3 protein-coding genes are annotated in these 2,148 nt (G+C 56.8%); 1 reads left to right on the forward strand and 2 read right to left on the reverse strand.

Features of this window, described 5'->3' with window-relative positions; genetic code table 11:
• Positions 1-167 precede the first annotated feature (167 nt).
• Positions 168-809, reverse strand: a complete 642-nt coding sequence (locus NW809_RS12175) for a Uma2 family endonuclease (RefSeq protein ID WP_099813059.1) — start codon at positions 807-809, stop codon at positions 168-170.
• 50 nt (positions 810-859) lie between these two features.
• On the reverse strand, positions 860-1,606 hold the full coding sequence (locus NW809_RS12180; protein ID WP_011430733.1) for a rhomboid family intramembrane serine protease: 747 nt from the start codon (positions 1,604-1,606) through the stop codon (positions 860-862).
• 160 nt (positions 1,607-1,766) lie between these two features.
• Here NW809_RS12180 and NW809_RS12185 point away from each other — a divergent pair.
• On the forward strand, positions 1,767-2,148 hold a 382-nt coding region (locus NW809_RS12185; RefSeq protein ID WP_414402258.1), incomplete at its 3' end, for a response regulator.

Below are 2,148 nucleotides of genomic sequence, written 5' to 3' on the forward strand. Positions count from 1 at the left end.
GTCCACCAATGCCCTGGTGGCGCTGCTGCGCCAAGAACTCTCCTCTATTGGAGCGACGGTTGCCCAAGCTCCTGCTCTCTACAGCGCCGACTGAAATGGAGGCGAGGGAGGCTGGGGCAGCTTGTCAGCAAGGCGTGCCACTGGTCCAGCCGGTCTCGGCTTTTTTCTCACTGGGCACCGGAAGGGCTGGGGTTAGGCGAGTGCCCCGCCTGTGTATCTCCGCTGTGCTTGCCGCTCTCGTCAGCTCGAACCCGCATCCAACCAAACAACGTTTCGACCGTCAGTTGGATCCCTTGGGCAAACGCGGGAACGGGGATCAGCTCTTGCGGATCCTCATGCACGGTTGGCTGCTGTCCGGCAGGGTAGGCGAAAACGAGCCTTTCTTCGGGAGCTACGATCCACCCCATCTGGCAGCCGTGGGCCAAGCCGATCAAAATTTTCTTGACCAGCTTCATTTGATTTTGATCGGGAGAGAGAATCTCGATCATCCAATCTGGGCAAAAGGGAATGAGATTTTGAATGGTGCCATCTTCATCCACAGGGATCCGATCCCAGGCGATCACAGAAATATCGGGCACAATCGCATAGCCGGCAAAAGTGCAGCGCAACTCTGGAAATGCCCACCCGAGGCGTTTGGGCTTGAGGTTTGCGTTGATAAAAGAAGTTAGCTCCCCCTGGAGTAGGCTGTGCTTTCCCTGTGGCATGGGCTTCTGGATGATCTCTCCCTCGATGAATTCACTGGCGGGTTGAGCTTCTGGCTGCTGCAGAAACTCTTCCAGGGTTAGGGGCTTGGCAGACAGACGAACCATGATTTCCTCCTCTCAAGTTGGTCTCTGACACAAAAAGGATTGAGGTTCAATCAGAACAGGTCCCTGTCGGGCTGTCGCCAAGCGGCTTGGCGGTCATAAGGGCTTTTGCCAGAAAATAACCCCATCAGCGGCCCCAAGATGGCCCCAAACACAAAGCCGCCCGCGTGGGCCCAGTAGGCGATCCCTCCCCCCTGCATGCCGATGTTGGTGGGCGTCTGCAGGCTGGCGATGCCGTAAAACGCCTGCTGTACAAACCAAAAACCCAAAAACACCCAGGCGGGAACGTAGACGGTTGTGATAAAAATGCCCAGGGGTACCAAAGTCAGGATCTCAGCTCGCGGGAAACGCAAGATATAAGCTCCCAACACCCCGGCAATGGCCCCACTTGCCCCCAGCGAAGGAATGGTGGATTCCATATCGAAAAACCACTGGGTTAGGGCGGCCAAGGCTCCACAAGTCAGGTAAAAAATGAGGTAGCGCACATGCCCCAAGCGATCCTCAACATTGTTGCCGAAAACCCACAAAAAGAGCATGTTGCCGCCAAGATGCAAAAAGCCCCCGTGCAAAAATTGCGAGGTAAATAGCGTTACCCATTCGGGGCGCAGCGAAGAGGTGGCCTCCCCCCGAAAGCTGGCCGTCAGTTCCGCTGGCACCACTGCCCACTCTCGGAAGAAAGCCGCCAGCTCTTGCGGTGATAGGGTAAGCTCATACACAAAAACCAGGATGTTGATAAGCACCAAAGCATAGGTAACGTAGGCAGTGCGGGTGGTTGGGTTGCGATCTTGCAGGGGTACCACAGTCGGGATCCGGTTAACATCACCCTCTAGCCTACCCTGCTGCGCCTTCTCAGGCCCAACTTGGGGCTACACTAGGGTAGTTTGTCGGTGGGATCCCTAAACTGCAAAGGGGTTTTGGCCGTCCCCCCGCAGCCGACGCTGGATTTGGAGGAGTGGATCGATGTTTGAGGTCGAGAGCCGAACTGCCCCGCTCAAGTTCTTGATTGTCGAGGATCATCCCGAGGTCGCCCAAAACAATTGCGAATGGCTGCAACGGCTTGCAGCCGATGCTCAGTGCATCACAGTCTCCAACCCGATGGACGCCATCCTGCGCCTGCAGCGGGAACAGCCGGACTTGGTAGTAGCCGACTTGCTCTACGGCCAAACCAGCGGCGAACAGTCTGCCGAGCCGGGCCTAGAGTTCTTGCGCCATATTTTCGAGAACTACCCCACCCTGAACGTGATGGTTTATTCCAGCGAGCCGCTGCTGCTAACTCCCCTGGTGGGCCTAATCAGCAAGCACCAGGGCGGATTTGCCGCCGTCAACAAAATGGAGCGGCGCA

This window comes from Synechococcus sp. WC101 (assembly GCF_047461555.1).
GTDB lineage: Bacteria > Cyanobacteriota > Cyanobacteriia > Thermostichales > Thermostichaceae > Thermostichus.